Here is a 12712-nt window from a genome sequence, read left to right on the forward strand (position 1 = left end):
TGCTAGTTTAAGAAAGGGTGTATACATGAATTACATTTCAGGTGGTTACTATGTTATTTCCCCTTCAAAAAGAGCAAATTATATGGATCAATCTTTGCTGCCAGAAATAATTGTATCAGCTAGTGAGTGTCTATGTGATCTTCATCCTGAAATAAACATATTATGGGGAGATTCACAAAAGAATAAACGAAATTACGCTGAGAAATGGAATCTTTCAAGAAGTATCTTTGAGAAAATGGAACGATGGGTAGTGGATAAATTTGAGGAGGGAACGTTTCAATTTCCACAAGTGTTTACCACAGTTGATATAGCAAGGGATTTTGCCCACATGTTTCTAAGTCATTTGAATGACATAAAGATCATCGGGGTGGCTTTGCCTGAAAGTCTTGTAGGAGAATTTTTAGATGAGGAAGAGACACTTTCTTTACCTGCTAAAGAGCGGTATGGCGTTGAAGCGCTATTAATGAATAAGATACCAGTAGATACTGAAGCATCAATGTTAAACGGATATGAGGTATTGGGTTTTGAATGTGGAACGTTCCATTCTTATATTTGTAATGGTTTAGAAAAAGACTATAGCGATAAATTCACATTTTCTTTGAACGAAAAGGGCCTCATCCCTACATTGGAAATGGCCATGAAGTATTGTGAGTATAGCAATGATGAAAGGATAGGCACGGAACCTGTATTATGGCTTCCCTGGGCGATATATGAATACAAATTCTAGTTTTATTGAACGAAAAGGTACTTTAGTATAAGTGGGTCTATTAACATTCCTAATAATCATAAGAGTCATTTGGAAAACTTATCAGGTTATGAAAATGAACCTCCACTGAATGGATACTTCTTCAGGGAGGTTCTTTCTTTTATTGAATGTATCTTCTAAAATAAGTAGGATTCTCCGTCAGCTGGCACTAAAACATTAGAGATGCCTTTTTCATTCATAAAACTCTTTAATTCTTCTCTTGACAAAGTCCAGTGGTTGACAGCTTCCATATGAACGGCAATAATTTTAGCGTTGGGAGCAGTTTTATACACTTCATAGACATCCTCTTTCCCCATGACTAGAGAACCGCCTTCAAAGAATTGATTATCTCCGGCATTGACCACAATGACTTCCGGTTTATTTGTGTCGATGACTTTGTGAACTTCTTCATACCAGACTGTATCTCCAGCTACATACAAAGTTTTTTCCGTTGGATGTTTGAAGACCACTCCACATACTTGACCAGCAAGTTGTAAAATGTCTCCTCTTCCATGCTCACCTTTTGTTTTAATCAATTGGATACCTTCAAAGGCTGTGTCCTCTTGTAAAATCTCTATATTTTGGAAGCCTGCATTTCGGATTTCTGCCGCATCTTCTTCGTTTTGAGCATATATTTTGATCTCTTTTGGCAATGCTTCTTTAGCTGCATCATCCCAATGATCATAATGAAGGTGAGTAACGATAACTGCATCAATATTTTGGATAATATGATCAACGGATGTGGGTAAGCTGACTAAAGGATTATTCTGATCTTGTCTGGGTGCATTTGGGAAAGGAGGGTAGGCGCCTTTTTCCGCTAACATTGGGTCGATTAAAAACTTTTTTCCTGCGTATTCAACGATTATAGTTGCATTACGAATTTGCTGTATATTCATATTCATTCACTCCTCTTCTTTGAAATTTTCTTGAACAATGTATATTCTATACTGTGACTCATAGACGGATACATAGATTAAATAAAGTCTTATGGCTGTTTTACTTTATTAATGAAAGGAGTTCAATAAATGTTAGATCACACGGATATTCATATCTTAAATGAATTGACCAAGAACAGTCGGATTACAATGAAAGAACTCGGAAAGAAAGTCCATTTGACTGGACCAGCTGCTTCAGCTAGAGTGGCCAAATTAGAGGAAAGTGGAATTATTGAGGGATACACGATTAAAGTCAATCAGGTGAAAATGGGTTATTCCGTTCATGCAATCATTCACATTTATACAAAAAGCCCAAATCATCAACCGTACCTGTCGTTCATAAAACAACAAGAGCCACACATAATAAATAACTACAAGACCAGTGGAGAAAGTTGCTATCTTCTCGAATGCAAATTTCCATCCAATGAACTGTTAGATGAGTTTTTGACAAGGTTGAGCAATCTTGTAAGCTACAAATTATCAATTATTATTAGCAAATAGTACATGAAAAGAAATAGATAATTGTACGCATATTCACTGCACGACAGGAAACAGGGGTCATTTAAGAATCGAGAAAAGATTGTATTACGGTACTGTTGATAAACGGGCAGAATAGAAATATGATGTATAATAAGAAAAAGTAAAAATACAAATTTTAGTAGACTGTTTTAGATAAAATAGAGAGAAGGTTATAGGATGCTAGAATTAAACGGGAAATACAATATGGCAAAGGTATTTACGGACAATGTGGAGCAAACAGCCATGTCTCAAATTGTTGAGCTATGCAACCAAGAGTTTGCTCAAGATTCCAAGATCCGGATTATGCCGGATACCCACGCGGGGGCTGGATGCACAATCGGAACCACTATGACCATTCAAGACAAAATTGTTCCAAATTTAGTTGGGGTTAACTAAATCGGCTCCAACGTTAAAAAACTCGCTCAATTGCTGGAAACCCTAACGTAAAGACGAGGGCAATCAGCAGCCAGAGGCTATGGTGACATAGTCAAATGGTTCAGAGACTTGCACCCTGTTAGCAGACTTAGGTGCAGAATTATTCCACATCCCGCTATCCAACGCTACATGATAGAAGCAAGACGTGTAGTTGAATGACAAATGAGAACGTTCCCTATGATGGTTTAAGGATATGTCAGTGAACAGAACGGGGCGAATATTCCGGCTTTAATTCCTGCCAACAGGAAGAACAATTTAACTTGATGGAATAATTAACACGGCGAGCCTACAGTAGGAGCTGCCTACTCCGATGACTGTAGTGAAGGTATAGTCCACTCCCTAAGAAATTAGAGGATATAAAGTACGATATTGGCTGCGGCATGGAAGTGGCTGTCATTGATAAACATAAAACAGAAGTCAATTTTGATCAGCTTGATGATACTGTACGCAAATTTGTGCCAAGCGGCTTTAGTGTTCGTTCTAGAAGTCAGCGTCACCCGCTTTCTAAACGTATCAATTTTAGAGATGTTCGCGCTCCATTTAATTTGAATCGGGCAAAGGATTCTATCGGTACGCTTGGGGGTGGCAATCACTTCATCGAGTTGAACGAAATGGATGATAAAGTAGTATTGGTGATTCATTCTGGTTCACGGAATCTTGGCAAACAAGTGGCTGAATATTATCAAAAGCGTGCTTACGATGAGCTGACTGATATCACCGAACAGAGAAAAGAAGTGATTGAGCGTCTTAAGAAAGAAGGCAGACAAGCAGAAATCCCAGATGCTCTACAAGCAATTAGTCGACCAAAAGTTTCAAAGGATCTAGCCTATCTTGAAGGGCAAGGCTTTGACGATTACATGAATGATATGAAAATAGCTCAGGAGTACGCTATGTTGAACCGTAAAGCGATGGTAGATGAGATTGTGACACGCATGGGATGGGCGATCACTGATAGTTTCACTACCATTCATAATTACATTGACATGGAGAATATGATTTTGCGTAAAGGGGCAATTTCTGCACAAAAAGGTGAGCGAGTAATTATTCCGATTAATATGAGAGATGGTTCTATTATTGCCATAGGAAAGGGAAATCCGGATTGGAATTTTTCAGGACCGCACGGAGCAGGTCGTATCATGTCACGATCGAAGGCTAAACAAACTTTATCATTACATGATTTTAAAAACTCTATGAATGGCATATGGACCACATCCATTGGAGAAAGTACGCTTGATGAAGCGCCAATGGTTTATAAGCCGATAGATGAAATTATGAGCAATGTGGAAGAGTCCTTAACAATCGAAAAAGTAATTAAGCCTTTATATAACTTTAAAGCTAATTAAGCTCACCAGATGAAACGGAAGAAAAAAATTTTTTAGCGCTTTTGAACATAGGTTTAAATGAGAAGAGCCCCGTTCGTTTGAGTGGGGCTGATTTTTATTGCCAACCTTTTCGCCCGTTCCTCAAGACGGCATTTTTTCCTTTAAATTCAACAGGAGCACGGCTTTCTGTAGCTTTAAGTGGGGGAATAGTGACTTTGCAAATTCTCAGCCGCCTGACTCCTTGCCGTTTCTGCAGAACTTCTAAAGCTGTAAAGCCGGTGAATGTAAAATTGTAGGTATAATTGCGTTCTCATACCTTTTTATGTCTCACTCTCCTTTTTATTTCCTGGGCACATTTTACTGTTTTGATTGGAGGTTAAAAAGAAAAATTAGCAGGAATTTCTAATTGGAGAGAGAAATAGTCCTTTGGAGGGGGATGGATACATGGATTTGAAAGAGATCAAAAGTTACAGACAACTCGATGATTTTTTGTTTGAAAATGATGTGGAATTGAAATGCAGGGAAAGAGGGCTCAAAGTGGTAGGGATAGATCCAGGGAAAGACAGCAAGCTCACCTTTACTTTGAGCAACAGATCGCAAGTAGAATGTTTGGCCAAGCAAATGGAAGAACATTTTAGTGTGGCTCCTTTGGTTAAACAGTAAAACAACCGCCTTTTGATAAGCGGTTGCTTTTATTTTGGCCTCTAGTCCTTCTAGTGGAAATTTGCTAGTTATCATTATAGACCGAACAGGTTAAAGGAGGGAAGACAGCTGATTGGATGTAACAACTATAATAAGTATAAAAAGCAAGCCTATCTGACAAGTCTCAGATAGGCTTGCTTTTAGACATAATGAATGCGATGTTAAATTCATCAGGTGTGTGATGCGCTTTCGCGTTTTTGACTAGCTGTTTTTTTAGGCATAAAGCATGCAAACACTAACGCCGCAAAAGACAAGACGAGCATAAATGCATAGGCATCACTTGAACCAGAGATCGAAGCTAATTTCGCTAGTTTGGCAGCTGTAATGTTTCCATTTTCCATGGATAGATCAGAGGCATGGGAAGTTGCTTGAATAGTATATACAGTGATGACCACTGCTGTACCAATAGCCCCTGACAATTGGCGAATGGTATTATTGACTGCTGAACCATGCGCCCCTAATTCTCTCGGTAAAGCATTCAATCCAGCTGTGTTTAAAGGCATAGAGATGAAGCTTAATCCAATCCGTAAAATAATAGTACGAACCATCAAATACATATAAGTCGTAGATTCCGTTAAATTGATGACTCCCCACATGGAAATAATAATAAATAGTAACCCCGTAATAAAGAGTGGCTTAGCCCCGTACTTATCATACATTTTGCCTGTGACAGGGGATAAGAAGGCATTGATCACAGCTCCAGGTAATAAAAGTAATCCCGCTTCAAAAGCTGTAAAACCTCTTCCATTCTGCAAGTAAATTGGTAGAAGAATTAAATCTGCATACATGATCATCGTAATTAGTACATTTATGAAGGTCGTAACAGTAAAAACCTTATATTTGAATACGCTCAAATTCAATAATGGGTCGTTGGATCTCATTTGCCGCAAACAGAATAAAGCCGTGATGATGATTCCGACAACGATAGTTACAATCACAACAGGATCATCCCAGCCTTTGCTTCCTGCATTACTGAACCCAAATAAGATGCAGCCAAAACCAATGGTTGATAAAACAACACTTGCAACATCTAATTTTGCTTTTGTTGTTTCTGCCACATTCATTAAATATTTGAACGCAAGCACAATGACGACTAATGCAAATGGGGCTAATCCAATAAATAGACATCTCCATGAAACATACTCAATGATAAAGCCAGATAATGTAGGAGCGATAGCCGGCGCAAAAATGATCGCAAAGCCAATGGTTCCCATCACGCTGCCACGCTTTTCGCTAGGGTATAAATATAAAATAACCGTCATCATGAGAGGCATAATAATTCCAGCACCAACTGCTTGAATCATTCTTCCAGTTAATAAAATGCTAAAATTCATTGCACAGGCACAAAGTACAGACCCGATGAACAAAAAGAACATCGAACTAATAAATAGCTGCCTCGTTGTAAAACGCTTCATTAAAAATGCCGTAATGGGCACTAAAACACCGTTTACCAGCATAAATCCTGTTGATAACCATTGTACAGTTGCAGCTGTGACATGAAAGACATCCATGAAACTGCTCAATGCTACATTTAATAAAGTCTGATTTAATGTCGATAAAAAACAGCCGGCAATCAGAACAGTTAATAAGATTTTCTTATTTTTTTCTGCTATCTCCTGCTCCATTTGTATACTCCTTCATTTTAAACTTGAATTCTCAACATTGTGTCGATAAAATTCATAATAACAAACTATATAGGCCTTGACCATGAACAGTTTTACTGCGAATGTTCATTAATCTACATAGAAAACGCCTTTTGTTGAGAAGGTTGAAGAAAAATCTATAAAGGAGCGTAAAATGTCTATATCTAAAAAAGAAGATCCTCGTGTGATTCGTTCGAAAGAAATGTTTAAAAATGCAGTCTTTTCTCTCTTAAGCGAGGATGCCGCTATATCAAATTTAACGGTTCAGAAGGTTGCAGCTAAAGCGGGGTTAAATCGGACAACGTTTTACTTACATTATCAAGATATTCAAGATTTACTTACGCATATTACCGCGGAGATTGTAAATGAGCTATCTGATAAAATTGTTGCTTTAATTCATTCAAAAGATTTATCAGAAAAACAACAGTTAATACAATTGCTGGATTATTTATACGTCCATAGAAATTATTTACTTACTTTATTTAATATCAATCAGTTTGAGGAGCAATTGTTTTCGTTGTTAAAACAATTAGTGGAAACGAGAAGGGAGAATACTGAAAAAAATTTACCTCCTGAATATGTTTCGGTAGATATTAAAACAGCTTCCTTGGTAGGTATCATCATGTGGTGGATAAAGAAGGGCCTTCATTTTAGTTCGGATTACATCGCCAACCAAATTTATTTAATGTACAAGGTGGAGTGGGCCTAAATCATTCATCCATGGGTTTCCTTAAAGGTTTATCAAGTTATTCTCATTAAAATTTAATAACGCCTAACTCTGAAAAGCTGGACCTCAATTTTAAAGTCCAGCTTTTCAGTTTAATTGTCATTCAATAAATCAATGTATGGGTTAGCAATTGAATCATCAATAAAGCCTGTTTAATGTATAAAACACGGAGCCAATGAATGCAGCTACATATATTTCTAAAATATCCAATTAATGAAACTTATTTGTTATAAAGAGCGTATAAAGTTTTTGTAAGAAATAATTTATAGAAATTGGAGTGTTTTAATTGAGAGGAATGCAAAAATTAGAGGTTACTCCTAATGATTTTGGATCTAGGTTTTTAAATGGAGATTTTTCTGCGATCTATCAGCAGACAACAGAGGAGTTTAAGCAGTTAGCAACACTCGAACAATTTATTGAATATGGTGAGTCCTTTAATAATGGGGTAGAAACATATAGCCTGGAAATGAGTACGAATTTAAACAAGTATATAACGCAGTATTTATGGTTAGATAATGAAAGAGAGAAAGCCATAGGCATTTCTTTTGATGAAAATAACACTATTTATGGAATAAGCCTTGCACCTTTTGTTTCTTTTCCAGAAAGCGACCAACAGTACACAAAGAATACATATATTATGCCAATAAAAGAGGAATGGTTTGTTTTTTGGGGGGGGACAAACCAGTTTATTAATTATCACTATGTATATGCTGATCAAAGGTATGCGTACGACTTAATTATTATGAAAGACGGTCAATCATATAGTGGTCCCGTGAAAGAGAATGAAAGTTATTATGCTTTTAATAAAGAGATCATAGCCCCAGCAGAAGGGAAGATAGTAAAAATAGTAGACGGGATAAAGGATAATGTACCGGGCGAGTTCAATCCCGAGCCACCTGAAGGGAATTGCGTGATTATCGAACACAAAAACAATGAGTACAGCATGCTTGCGCATTTAAAACAAAGCTCCATCCTTGTGAGTGAGGGAGATTTCGTACAGCAAGGAGAGGTGATCGGGGTATGTGGAAATTCAGGAAACTCATCGGAGCCTCATTTACATTTTCAAGTAATGAATTCAATTAACTATTTGAAGGGCCAATCGATTCGTATCCGTTTTGAGAATGGGCTTGAACCCATTCAAGGAGACTTTGTTAGCCCTTTTGCATCTTAACATTTAAAACTGGACTTCAATTTTGAAGTCCAGTTTGGTTGTAATTCAGTTCTTACTCATCGTCTTTATCACAATCATGCTTTAAATGATAAGTCAGAGGTCCTTTGCCAACGCTTTTCAGATATGTTTTTTTGAGATCGGTATAATTTTGAAGGCTTCTTTTCAAGGGGTTGTAGCATATAGGGAATGTAACACTGAGAAGGAGGCTACAGTTTCCTTGATAGGCGATCCACTTAATAATTAATTGCGCATATAAGCATATTATTATATGATGATTAGCGATGCAGGAGGTATGGAGAAAAATGAGCATAAAATCAATGGTAGAAATTGAAGGCATGGCAAGTGTTCTAAAATTACTTGGAGATAAAACCCGATTGACAATGATGAAATTGCTGCAGTTGAATGAATGTTGTGTATGTGAATTTGTAGCAATGTTTGAGATCAGTCAGCCTGCTATTAGTCAGCATTTGCGTAAACTACGAGATGGAGGACTAGTAAAAGAAACTCGACGAGGACAGTGGATTCATTACTCAATGAATAAAGAAAGTGAACATTATCAACTTGTGCAAAGCCTTTTGGATTACCTTCCGAGTCAAGAAAAGAATTTAGAAGAACTCAAGGAAAAGGGTTTGCGTATTTCTTGTGATTAAATCATCGGAGGTTTAGATTGTGACATCAACAATATTAGCATCATTAATCTTTTTAGTAACGCTTGTGATGGTTATTTGGCAACCAAAAAATTTATCGATTGGTTGGTCTGCCTGTGGAGGAGCATTGCTTGCCTTGTTAGTCGGTGTCGTTGACTTTCAGGATGTAGTAGATGTTACTCAGATTGTTTGGAATGCTACTTTAGCTTTTATTGCTATTATTATTATTTCCTTAATACTTGATGAGATTGGTTTTTTTGAGTGGGCAGCTTTACATATGGCACGGGCAGCAAAGGGAAACGGCACTCTCATGTTTGTTTATGTAGCGTTTTTAGGAGCGCTTGTAGCCGCCTTTTTTGCTAATGACGGGGCGGCTCTCATTTTAACACCCATTGTCCTAGCTATGGTTCGTGCATTAAAGTTTAATGAGGCCATGGTCTTTCCATTTATATTAGCTAGTGGTTTTATTGCAGATACAACTTCTTTGCCGTTAGTGGTTAGTAACTTAGTTAATATTGTTTCAGCCGATTTTTTCAATATTAGCTTTATTGAGTTTGCTACCCGCATGATTGTGCCGAATTTCTTTTCTCTGGCAGCCAGCCTTTTGGTTTTGTATCTCTTTTTCCGTAAAAGTATTCCAAGGCATTACGATATAGATCAATTAAAGAAGCCAGTAGAAGCCATTCGGGATGCTAAGATGTTTCGCTTATCATGGGTCGTATTAGGGATACTTCTTGTTGGATACTTTGCCAGTGAATTTTTTAACATTCCCGTCTCGATGATTGCGGGTGCAGTAGCAATTTTCTTTTTATTTATGGCAAGAAGAAGTCCAGCTGTGAATACTTCAACGGTAATCAAAGGAGCGCCATGGGCAATTGTCTTTTTCTCTATCGGAATGTATGTGGTAGTGTACAGTTTAAGAAATGTAGGGCTGACAAATGTGTTAGCAGATGTTATTCAGGTGGCGGCAGATCAGGGGCTATTTGCAGCTACCATGGGAATGGGATTCATTGCTGCCGTTCTTTCATCAATAATGAATAACATGCCGACTGTCATGATTGACGCACTGGCCATTGCAGATACCAATACAAACAGCGTGATTAGAGAAGCTCTTATTTATGCCAATGTTATCGGTTCGGATTTAGGACCAAAAATTACACCTATTGGTTCTTTGGCTACTCTATTATGGCTGCATGTTTTGTCTTTAAAAGGGGTTAAGATTTCATGGGGAACGTACTTTAAAACTGGAATCATTTTGACCATTCCAACACTGTTCTTTACATTGGCAGGGCTATATATCTGGCTGCTGATTATTCACTAATAGCAATGAGCCTGCTCATAAAAGGAGATGAATAACATGAACAAAAAAATCATTTATTTCTTATGTACAGGTAATTCTTGTCGCAGTCAAATGGCAGAAGGTTGGGCAAAAAAATACTTAGGTAAGGAGTGGAATGTCTATAGTGCAGGGATTGAAGCTCATGGATTAAACCCCAATGCGGTTAAAGCAATGAAAGAAGCCGGAATTGATATTTCTAACCAAACGTCAGATATTATTGAAGAGGAAATATTAAACAACGCTGATTTAGTCGTAACGTTATGTGGGGATGCAGCAGATAAATGTCCGGTTACGCCGCCGCAAGTCCAACGCGAACACTGGGGATTTGATGATCCAGCAAAGGCAGAAGGAACAATAGAAGAGAAATGGGCTTTTTTCCAACGGGTACGTGATGAAATTGGCGAAAGAATAGAATACTTTTCAAAAACAGGGAAGTAGCCCATGAAAGGCAAAGAAATAGATTAAGAGAATAAATTGATATATGGTGATTAAAAAAGGCAGCTGCATGTTACAAGCTGCCTTTTTTAATTCGCACTAACTACTGTAATTTTTCTCTCTAGAATGATAGTGTATGCGCCACACACCATCTCTTTTGGCCTAGGGATGAATGAGAACCTAATTTGCACCATCCCAGGGTTTCACTTTCTTCTTCAACGACAAAACAACAAGCTGGATGAGCACCATTGCCCACTTTTCATAAGTGAGTGTTTGTGTTTCAAATGTTGCATTTCCTATAACCCTGCCAGCTTTGTAAATGCATTTGACTTGTTTCCGGTCATCTTTTCTGTTCTACGATCGTTGTAAATGATCAAGTGAACGAGATATATTTCAGAAATCCAATGGCTTGAGCTATATTCTCTTCTTCATCATTGTCGGTAAATATATAAAAGTTAATATCAGAATACAGATCGCCTTCGCCTTTAGTGAAAGATCTGTGGACTGCACACGCTTCAACCGATCTGTCTTGAGTGAATTTTTTGATTACTATTTAAAATATGATAATTTTAATTGATTGCGGAACAATAATAGTGTATAATGCATAGTATAAGTTAGATACTGTATGACATATAGTAAAAATGAGGTGGGTGGATGAGTAATTTATTAAATTCATTAACAACAGAGCTTAGAAGAGGGACTTTGACTTTAGCGGTTTTGAGTCAGTTGCGAACCCCCCAATATGGATATTCACTCGTCCAATTACTGGAACAGTCAGGTGTAACCATTGATCAAAGTACCTTGTATCCATTGCTTCGTAGATTAGAGAAACAGGAGTTAGTATCGAGTAGTTGGGATACCTCTGAAAGTAGACCCCGTAAATATTACGTTTTAAGCGAATACGGGCTAGACATATTTTTGCAGTTAAAAAGAGAATGGATGAAGAATTCAAAAGAGCTTTACAGCTTATTAAAGGGGGAGGAAGACAATGAATCTGATTGAGATTTACATTCGGGAAGTTACTCGAAGGCTTCCGGAAAAAAATCGTGAGGATATTGCACTTGAGTTACGATCTACAATTGAGGATATGCTGCCTGATGATCCCAGTGAAGAAGAGATAAAGACGATTCTTGAAAAATTAGGGAGTCCAGTCGTATTGGCTAGTAGGTATCGCGATCAGCCAATGCATTTAATTGGTCCACGCTATTTTGATGTATATGTTACGTTGCTTAAAATGATTTTACCAATTGCCGTTGCCATTTCGTTCATCTCGATGATTGCTGAATATTTTGTAGGTTACCGTGGTGAAGAAGCAATAGCAAATGTCGTTTTAGATATTATGGGTTTTGGCGTATGGAGGATCATTGAAGTGGTAATCCAGGTATTCTTTTGGCTAACACTTGTGTTTGCCGTTTTAGAAAGAACAGATAAAGGAAAAGATGAACATCCATTAACAGCGAGCCTTAAGAAATGGACACCTGATGATTTAAAAAACATCTCATACATCCCTAAGAAAAAAGCTATTTCAAAGATCGAAGTATTTGGAAGCTTAATGTGGACGGCGATTTGGGCAACCTTTTACTTTTATGCAAATTATCTTTTGGGTGTGTACGAAGGAGAAGGGGGCAGACTAGAATTCGTGGCCCCAGCATTAAATCAAGAGGTTTTGTTAGGATATTGGCCGATCGTTGTGGTTATGATCGGATTAGAAATAGCATTATCGCTTTACAAGTTAATAAAGGGACAATGGACAAAAAGAATAGCTATGTGCAACGCTATTCTCCAACTAATCGCAAGCATCGTCTTCATTGTCATATTGATTAATCCGGATATACTCAGCAAAGATTTCGTTAGATATATGACAAATTTATTTACTGTTACCGCTAACGAATTTACAATGTGGATCGTTGGTGGGGGGATTTTCTTCTTCGTTGTATCGGCAGCTATCAGTGTGTTTGACGGTTTCCGCAAGGCGAGAATTTATTAATCTCTATTCGCTTATTAAAAAAATAACGGGGTTCAAGCTGATGGTCAATTAAGATTGTCGGCTTTTTTTGTTGAACGAAAATGAGGATCGTTATTTTACCAGCTG

The 12712-nt window shown here is 37.6% G+C and carries 13 protein-coding genes and 1 pseudogene; 12 read left to right on the plus strand and 2 right to left on the minus strand.

Translation table 11 applies throughout. The features are described 5' to 3' along the window. Positions 1 to 25 precede the first annotated feature (25 nt). Positions 26 to 727 carry a hypothetical protein gene (locus MKZ02_RS12050; RefSeq protein WP_340853731.1) on the plus strand — a complete coding sequence of 234 codons (702 nt, stop codon included), beginning with the start codon at positions 26 to 28 and terminating at the stop codon, positions 725 to 727. Between the two features lie 155 nt (positions 728 to 882). Here MKZ02_RS12050 and MKZ02_RS12055 read toward each other — a convergent pair whose 3' ends face one another. Further along, positions 883 to 1641 (minus strand): MBL fold metallo-hydrolase, encoded by a 759-nt coding sequence (locus MKZ02_RS12055; protein WP_120032033.1) that lies wholly within the window; start codon positions 1639 to 1641, stop codon positions 883 to 885. A gap of 129 nt (positions 1642 to 1770) precedes the next feature. Between MKZ02_RS12055 and MKZ02_RS12060 the strand changes: the two genes are divergently transcribed. From MKZ02_RS12060 to MKZ02_RS12075, 4 genes and pseudogenes are all read left to right on the plus strand, one after another. Next, positions 1771 to 2181 carry an Lrp/AsnC family transcriptional regulator gene (locus MKZ02_RS12060; RefSeq protein ID WP_340853732.1) on the plus strand — a complete coding sequence of 137 codons (411 nt, stop codon included), beginning with the start codon at positions 1771 to 1773 and terminating at the stop codon, positions 2179 to 2181. A 195-nt stretch (positions 2182 to 2376) separates the two neighbouring features. Further along, positions 2377 to 2592: pseudogene (locus tag MKZ02_RS12065) on the plus strand (RtcB family protein); the annotation flags it as partial. Between the two features lie 422 nt (positions 2593 to 3014). Continuing rightward, the gene (locus tag MKZ02_RS12070) at positions 3015 to 3977 is read left to right on the plus strand and encodes an RtcB family protein (RefSeq protein ID WP_340853734.1); all 963 of its coding nucleotides are present in this window, start codon (positions 3015 to 3017) and stop codon (positions 3975 to 3977) included. Positions 3978 to 4400: 423 nt separating this feature from the next. After that, on the plus strand, positions 4401 to 4619 hold the full coding sequence (locus MKZ02_RS12075; protein ID WP_340853735.1) for a hypothetical protein: 219 nt from the start codon (positions 4401 to 4403) through the stop codon (positions 4617 to 4619). Between the two features lie 209 nt (positions 4620 to 4828). Here MKZ02_RS12075 and MKZ02_RS12080 read toward each other — a convergent pair whose 3' ends face one another. Then, the gene (locus MKZ02_RS12080; RefSeq protein ID WP_340853737.1) at positions 4829 to 6283 is read right to left on the minus strand and encodes a DHA2 family efflux MFS transporter permease subunit; all 1455 of its coding nucleotides are present in this window, start codon (positions 6281 to 6283) and stop codon (positions 4829 to 4831) included. A 172-nt stretch (positions 6284 to 6455) separates the two neighbouring features. Here MKZ02_RS12080 and MKZ02_RS12085 point away from each other — a divergent pair, with 172 nt between their 5' ends. The 7 genes from MKZ02_RS12085 to MKZ02_RS12115 all read left to right on the plus strand — a co-directional run bounded on the left by MKZ02_RS12085 (position 6456) and on the right by MKZ02_RS12115 (position 12607). Next, positions 6456 to 7010 carry a TetR/AcrR family transcriptional regulator gene (locus tag MKZ02_RS12085; RefSeq protein ID WP_340853739.1) on the plus strand — a complete coding sequence of 185 codons (555 nt, stop codon included), beginning with the start codon at positions 6456 to 6458 and terminating at the stop codon, positions 7008 to 7010. A 313-nt stretch (positions 7011 to 7323) separates the two neighbouring features. Further along, positions 7324 to 8199 carry a M23 family metallopeptidase gene (locus tag MKZ02_RS12090; protein ID WP_340856387.1) on the plus strand — a complete coding sequence of 292 codons (876 nt, stop codon included), beginning with the start codon at positions 7324 to 7326 and terminating at the stop codon, positions 8197 to 8199. A 302-nt stretch (positions 8200 to 8501) separates the two neighbouring features. Next, the gene (locus MKZ02_RS12095) at positions 8502 to 8849 is read left to right on the plus strand and encodes an ArsR/SmtB family transcription factor (RefSeq protein WP_340853740.1); all 348 of its coding nucleotides are present in this window, start codon (positions 8502 to 8504) and stop codon (positions 8847 to 8849) included. 19 nt (positions 8850 to 8868) lie between these two features. Then, positions 8869 to 10167, plus strand: a complete 1299-nt coding sequence (locus MKZ02_RS12100) for an arsenic transporter (protein WP_340853741.1) — start codon at positions 8869 to 8871, stop codon at positions 10165 to 10167. Positions 10168 to 10203: 36 nt separating this feature from the next. Continuing rightward, entirely contained in the window at positions 10204 to 10623 is a 420-nt protein-coding gene (arsC, locus tag MKZ02_RS12105) for an arsenate reductase (thioredoxin) (protein WP_340853742.1), read from the plus strand. Between the two features lie 651 nt (positions 10624 to 11274). Continuing rightward, positions 11275 to 11622 carry a PadR family transcriptional regulator gene (locus MKZ02_RS12110; protein WP_120032007.1) on the plus strand — a complete coding sequence of 116 codons (348 nt, stop codon included), beginning with the start codon at positions 11275 to 11277 and terminating at the stop codon, positions 11620 to 11622. Continuing rightward, entirely contained in the window at positions 11609 to 12607 is a 999-nt protein-coding gene (locus MKZ02_RS12115) for an HAAS signaling domain-containing protein (RefSeq protein WP_340853744.1), read from the plus strand. Before MKZ02_RS12110 ends, MKZ02_RS12115 begins: the two co-directional genes overlap by 14 nt. The last annotated feature ends 105 nt before the right edge of the window (positions 12608 to 12712 follow it).

The sequence above is a fragment of the Pseudobacillus sp. FSL P4-0506 genome, assembly GCF_038003025.1.
Lineage (GTDB): Bacteria > Bacillota > Bacilli > Bacillales > Domibacillaceae > Pseudobacillus.

What these genes read in the sequence shown, in the direction of transcription:
- MKZ02_RS12050 (WP_340853731.1), top strand. Translation starts at nt 26, where the DNA reads ATGAATTACATTTCAGGTGGTTACTATGTTATTTCCCCTTCAAAAAGA.
- MKZ02_RS12055 (WP_120032033.1), bottom strand. Translation starts at nt 1,641, where the DNA reads ATGAATATACAGCAAATTCGTAATGCAACTATAATCGTTGAATACGCA.
- MKZ02_RS12060 (WP_340853732.1), top strand. Translation starts at nt 1,771, where the DNA reads ATGTTAGATCACACGGATATTCATATCTTAAATGAATTGACCAAGAAC.
- MKZ02_RS12070 (WP_340853734.1), top strand. Translation starts at nt 3,015, where the DNA reads ATGGAAGTGGCTGTCATTGATAAACATAAAACAGAAGTCAATTTTGAT.
- MKZ02_RS12075 (WP_340853735.1), top strand. Translation starts at nt 4,401, where the DNA reads ATGGATTTGAAAGAGATCAAAAGTTACAGACAACTCGATGATTTTTTG.
- MKZ02_RS12080 (WP_340853737.1), bottom strand. Translation starts at nt 6,283, where the DNA reads ATGGAGCAGGAGATAGCAGAAAAAAATAAGAAAATCTTATTAACTGTT.
- MKZ02_RS12085 (WP_340853739.1), top strand. Translation starts at nt 6,456, where the DNA reads ATGTCTATATCTAAAAAAGAAGATCCTCGTGTGATTCGTTCGAAAGAA.
- MKZ02_RS12090 (WP_340856387.1), top strand. Translation starts at nt 7,324, where the DNA reads ATGCAAAAATTAGAGGTTACTCCTAATGATTTTGGATCTAGGTTTTTA.
- MKZ02_RS12095 (WP_340853740.1), top strand. Translation starts at nt 8,502, where the DNA reads ATGAGCATAAAATCAATGGTAGAAATTGAAGGCATGGCAAGTGTTCTA.
- arsC (WP_340853742.1), top strand. Translation starts at nt 10,204, where the DNA reads ATGAACAAAAAAATCATTTATTTCTTATGTACAGGTAATTCTTGTCGC.
- MKZ02_RS12110 (WP_120032007.1), top strand. Translation starts at nt 11,275, where the DNA reads ATGAGTAATTTATTAAATTCATTAACAACAGAGCTTAGAAGAGGGACT.
- MKZ02_RS12115 (WP_340853744.1), top strand. Translation starts at nt 11,609, where the DNA reads ATGAATCTGATTGAGATTTACATTCGGGAAGTTACTCGAAGGCTTCCG.